The organism is Mesorhizobium sp. WSM4840 (assembly GCF_055811755.1).
The window spans coordinates 32,023-37,893 of the sequence record NZ_JBVVQD010000048.1 but is presented as its reverse complement, the minus strand read 5'-3'; the positions used below and the strand labels follow the sequence as shown (position 1 = coordinate 37,893).

Annotated in this window: 3 protein-coding genes; 1 reads left to right on the top strand and 2 read right to left on the bottom strand. The window is 63.3% G+C overall.

The window, feature by feature from the left end; genetic code table 11:
* Window positions 1-244: 244 nt before the first annotated feature.
* A complete protein-coding gene (locus tag AC0L3I_RS34280) occupies window positions 245-1,534 on the bottom strand; it encodes a M23 family metallopeptidase (RefSeq protein ID WP_473529873.1) in 1,290 nt (429 codons plus the stop codon).
* 187 nt (window positions 1,535-1,721) lie between these two features.
* A complete protein-coding gene (locus AC0L3I_RS34275; RefSeq protein ID WP_473529872.1) occupies window positions 1,722-2,189 on the bottom strand; it encodes a peroxiredoxin in 468 nt (155 codons plus the stop codon).
* A 96-nt stretch (window positions 2,190-2,285) separates the two neighbouring features.
* Here AC0L3I_RS34275 and AC0L3I_RS34270 point away from each other — a divergent pair, with 96 nt between their 5' ends.
* Window positions 2,286-5,669, top strand: coding sequence for a hypothetical protein (locus tag AC0L3I_RS34270; protein ID WP_473529871.1), 3,384 nt, complete (start codon window positions 2,286-2,288; stop codon window positions 5,667-5,669).
* Window positions 5,670-5,871: the final 202 nt, after the last annotated feature.

Below are 5,871 nucleotides of genomic sequence, written 5' to 3'. Positions count from 1 at the left end.
GATGTACCCCCACCCCTAACCCCTCCCCACAAGGGGGAGGGAGACTTCCGCTGGCGCTGACCTCGGCAAATTGCCTGTCTTCCGGCGCGCCAAAAGGAAAGTAGAGGCGCGCGGCAGCGTTCCCTCCCCCCTGTGGGGAGGGTTAGGGTGGGGGTCCACCTTCGCAAAAATCCAAATACGATTGCCCTGCCGCAATGGGGGAGATGGTCGGCACGACAGGCTGCAACTATGCCAGGGAATTAGATCAGAGATACTGCGCGACCTTCTTGCCGACCCTGAGGAAGCGTAGCGGGTCGATGGCTTCGCCGTTGTGGCGGATCTCGTAATGCAGATGCGGGCCGGTCGAGCGGCCGCTGCTGCCGGTCATGCCGATGACATCGCCGGCGTTGAGCCTCTTGCCGACGGTCACGTTGATTTTGCTGAGATGCCCATAGCGCGTCGCAAAGCCGTTGCCATGGTCGACCTCGACCATGCGGCCATAGCCGCCGTTCCAGCCGGCCTTGACGACGATGCCGGGCGCCGTGACCTTGGCGGGCATTCCGGTCGGCGCCCTGAAATCCATCCCTGAATGCAGCGCGGCGGTGCCGAGCAGCGGGTCGGTGCGCACGCCAAACGGGCTGGTGACCGAGCGACCGGGGGCGGGGTTGGCAAGCGGCAGCCTTCGCGCCTCCGTCTTCAGACGATCGAGCGCGTCCAGCGCCTCGTCGAGTTCTTTGACCTTGCTGTCGAACGTCATCGAACTGTCGAGCGGTATCAGCGGACCGCCGGCATCGCTCTTGCCGAAATCGCTGTCGACCGGCAGGCCAGCCGCCTCGAGCGCCTGAGAAATTGCATCGGCGTTTCTGTAGGCGTTGTCGGCAAGCGTGGTGATGCGGGTGAGCTGCTGGCTCTCTATCACCTTGAGCGACTCGTTGATCGATACGAACAGTCTGTCGGTACGATCGGCCGCCGTGTCGCTCGGCAGCGGATCGGAGCGCGTCGACCACAGCGAGAACGGCCTGGTGTCGCCGGCGCCAAGGTTGGCGCCGACGCTGGCAACCGAATAGGCCCGCGGCTGGGCGTCGGTCACCTCGGCGCGTTCGTCCGGCTTTGCCGACGCAGCAGTGCCAGCGGGAGGCGACGTTCCGACGTCGCTCTCGCTGCGTTCGAGGAGCGGGCCGAGGCGGCCATGGCGCAGGCTGAGCTGGGTCTGTCGTTCCAGCAGTTCGCCAACCTTGGTTTCCATGAGCTGCTGGTCGAGAAGCTGCCGGCTGGTGATCCGGTCGACCTGGGCGCGCAATGCGGAGATGCGGTCCTCATAGGCCTGCTGCATGCGCGCCTGCCGTGCCGTGGTTGCGCCGATTAGGTCGTCGCGCAGCACGAGGTAGGAGGTCGCCAGCAGATAGCCTATGGCCACCGCCGCCAGCGCGGAGCCGCAAAATGCGGCTGCCCATGGCCGTATGGTGAAATGCCTTATCTCGTTGCCCCGGGCGATAATGACAGTGTGGGGCTCCTTGCGCCTGCCGAAGACCGTTGACTGACTGGCTACGTTCACGGGACCAAGCTTTCGTTACGACACCAACGACAAGCCTGATTACACATCATTAAGGTTAACGGTCGGTTGCTAGCGCGCAGCTCCTTGCAGCCCATGGGTTGCAGCCGGATTGGTGTGAGGGCATGAGGTGCAGGCTTCGGCGCCTCATGCTCACATGGGGTTATCAGGCCCACAGCCGACGTTGCCGTCAAAGCGCGCGCACGGCCTCCAGCACCGCCTCGGCATGGCCTTTGACGCGAACGTTTCGCCAGATCCTGGCAATCCGCCCGTCGCCGCCGATCAGGAAAGTTGCACGCTCGACGCCCATATAGCGGCGGCCATAGAGCTTCTTCTCGACCCACAGATGATAGGCTTCGATTACCTTGCGCTCCTCGTCGGCGACGAGATCGACGGCGAGGCCGTATTTCGATTTGAACTTGTCGTGCTTCCGTGCGCTGTCCGGCGACAGGCCGATGACGGCGGCGCCGAGTTTTTCGAATTCCGGCTTCAGCTGCGAAAAGCCGATCGCCTCATTGGTACAGCCGGTGGTGTCGTCCTGCGGATAGATGTAAAGCACGACCGGCTTTCCGAGGAAGGCCGCGAGGCTGAGCGATCCGCCGCCGTCGCGGGGAAGATCGAATTGCGGCGCCAGCTCGCCGACGTCGAGATCAGCCATATCGATGCCCTTGTTTGTGGTTACGCGCCAAGCCGCATCGATATAATGTGAAACTGGGATTCGTCCACCGGTCGAGTTCGTTCAACGGAAAATTGCGTGGATCAGGAGCAGCCGCAGCACGAGAAGATCAGATTCAGGCGTGATGAGATCACCGACCTGGCTGCCTTCCCGTCCGCGTGCCGCGTACCGCCGCTCGGCCAGGCGTCGATCGGCCGCGGCGTTCGTATTCTTGCGCGGCTGTTTGCCGGCCTTATGGCCCTTGTGCTGCTGGCCGCTGTCGCTGTGTATGCGATCGGCATGTCCGGTTTCGGCGCCGAGCGGCTGCGGGCCGAAGCGGAAGCGGCCATCGAGAAATTGGCCGGCGTCGACGTCGATGTTGCGGTTGGGCCGGCCCGTCTGACGCTCGACGGGTCGAGCTTCATCGCGCTGCAGGTCAGCGACGTCAGCCTCAAAGCCGCCGACGGCAAGCCAATGGCCGACGCCGGGCGTGTCCGCTTCGGCATAAGGCTGATACCGCTGCTTTCGGGCGAGGTGCGGCTCACCAGCGCCAGGATTTCCGATGCACGCATCGTGATGGCGGCGCTGCCATCGGGCGGCGACTGGACGGCGGCACTGCGCAATGGAGATGGCCTCGTCGATCCGGAAAGACTGTCCGATGCGGTCTTTGCCAACATCAACCACGCGCTCGATGCGGTGCGCGAGGATTCGATGCGCCAGATCGACCTCCACAATGTCAACCTCGTTCTGCCCGAGGCGGGGTCGGTCAAACTGGTCAGGATCACAGATGCCGCCGTTGCGCAGTCGGGGCCGGGCGGCATGGAGTTTTCATCCGACGCGGATATCGACGGCAGGGCGCTCACCATCGCTGCCTCAGCCACCCGGGATACGACGACACAGCGCGTGACGGCGTTGGATGCCAGCGTCGAGATAGCGCAGGCCGACAAGGCTGCGGCCGCGCCGGGCGGGACGCTGGGTGCGATTGCCTTGAAGCTGGCGGGGTCGGAAGGATCCGGCGAGAACGCGTCGCGGCTGACGGCCTCGTTGTCGTTCGCCGGTTCCGTGCTCGATTTTGGCTCGCGTGGCTCGCTTACAGCAGACGCCGATCTGGATGCGACACTTGTCGCCGGGTCGAACAAGATCCAGGTCGACAAACTGCTGTTGAAAACCGATCGCTCGATCTTCAATTTCGCTGGTTCGATCGGGCCGAAGCCTGCGACCGGGACAGCGGGCGAGGAGCCATCCTATCGCTACGACCTGACCAGCGACGGCTCGACGCTGGCGCCTTCGGAATCCTCCGAACCTGCGCTCAATTTCATCGCCCGCGTCGCCGGCGTCTACCAGACCAGGAGCCACAAGCTCGTGGCCGAGCAGATCGGGATCAGGTCCGGAACCGCCAGCGAGGCACTGGGCACGGCTTCGGTTGAGTTCGTCGAGGGAAAGGTGCCGGGCATATCTGTTGCCTTCAACGTCCACGACATGCCGGTCTCGCATGTCAAGCAGTTGTGGCCCTGGTTTTCCGCGCGAAAGGTTCGCCTTTGGGTGCTGAAGAACCTGTTCGGCGGCCGCGTCGTCGATGCGAGCCTGCAATTCCAGGTTGTGCCAGGGCGTCTCGGCAACGGGATCCCGCTTTCATCAGATGAAGTGTTCGGCCGTTTCCAGATCGAGGGATCGCGTTTCGATACGGCCGGCCACATCCCGCCGATACGCGATGCCGTGGGCGTCGCCGAATTCCACGGCAACGACGTCGACATCGCCTTGTCCTCGGGCAACGTCTATATGGGCAGCGGCCGCACGGTGGCGGCAAGCAACGGCACGATGACGATCAAGGCGGCGAACCGCCCGCCGGTGATCGGCGCGCTCGATATCGACGTCGCCGGGGAAGCGTCCGCAATCGCCGAACTCGCCTCTTATGATCCGATCAATGCCATGCGCCATGTCGGCCTGCTGCCGGAAGATCTGTCGGGCACGGTGACCGGCCACGTCAAGGCGGACATTCCGCTACAGTCCGGCGTCGACAGGTCGAAACTCGATTGGCTGGTGACGCTCGATTACAAGGACCTGTCGCTGGGCAAGCCGTTCGAAGGCCAGACGGTGACCGACGCCGACGGTTCGATCAGTGTGGAGCCTGAGAAGGCCGTGATCTCCGCCAAGGCGCTGCTCAACGGCATTCCAGCCGAACTCGACCTGATCGAACCGCTCAGGGATGGCGGACCGCCACGCAGCCGGAAAGTGGCGCTGGTGCTCGACGACAAGGTGCGTGCCGCCGCCATGCCTGGCCTGTCGGAGCTACTTTCGGGAACCGTCAAGGTTGAGATCGACAAGAGCGGCACGGGCAACGAGACTGTCTCGGCGGACCTGACCAATGCCAGGCTGGACATTCCCTGGGCAGGCTGGAGCAAGGGACCCGGCATTCCAGCCAATGTCACATTTGCCATGGCCAAGTCCGGCGACACCACGACGCTGTCCGACTTCGACCTGAATGGAAAGACTTTTTCGATCGACGGCGACGTGGTGCTGGTCAACGGCGCCCTGTCCTCGGCGCGGTTCAGCAACGTCAAGTTGAACCGGGGAGACGACGTTGCCGTGTCGGTGAAACGATCGGGCAAGGGCTACGCGATCGACATCAGCGGCAGCGCGTTGGACGCGCGCTCGCTGATCAAGCAATTCACGTCCGATGTCGACACCGCCACCAAGGCCACGGGTTCCGACGCGATTTCGGTGAGCGCCGATGTCAATTCCCTGACCGGCTTCCACAACGAGACACTGTCGAACCTGAAGCTCGACTACAGCGCCGCCGGCTCCAGGGTGAACGGCCTCAAGGTGAGCGCCACGGCAAGTTCGGGTGCTGCCATAAGCATCAGCAATACGACCGGCGCTGGCAGGCGTGCCCTCAATGTAACGTCGGCCGATGCCGGCGCCATACTGCGGTTCCTCAACATCTACGAGCATATGGAGGGCGGTTCGATCACGCTGGCGCTCGCCGGGGCGAGCGATGGGCCGATGAAGGGCCAGGTCGACTCGCATGATTTCTTCGTGGTCAACGAGCCGAAACTCGCCTCGCTCGTATCGACGACGCCGGCCGGTGACAGCCGCAGCCTCAACGAAGCCGTCAAAGCCAATATCGACACGTCGAGAGTGAAGTTCGAGCGCGGCTTTTCCGAGATCGAAAAGGGCGCCGGCTATCTGAAGCTGGCCAATGGCGTGCTGCGCGGCCCGCGGATCGGCACCACCTTCCAGGGCACGCTCTACGACCAGAACAACAACATGGACATGACCGGCACCTTCATGCCGGTCTACGGCATCAACCGCATTTTTGGCGAACTGCCGCTGTTCGGTGCGCTGCTCGGCAATGGCCGCGATCGCGGGCTGATCGGCGTGACCTACCGGCTCAGGGGCGATGCCAACAAGCCGAAACTGGACGTCAATCCGCTGTCGGTGATCGCGCCGGGAATTTTCAGGTCGATCTTCGAGTACCGGTAAGGTCAAAACCCAATCACTTCGAGCGACCGAGTCTTGGCCCTCAGTGGATCGCCCCGGCTGAATTCACGCCCATGAACCCTGGACGAAGCCCCCCCCCCGCCCCGGGCCCCCCCGCCGGGGGGTGGGTTGGGGGGGGGGGGGGGGTTTTTTTTGTTTTTTTTAATAACAAAAAAAAAATAATATTTTGTTATGTTGTGGGTGG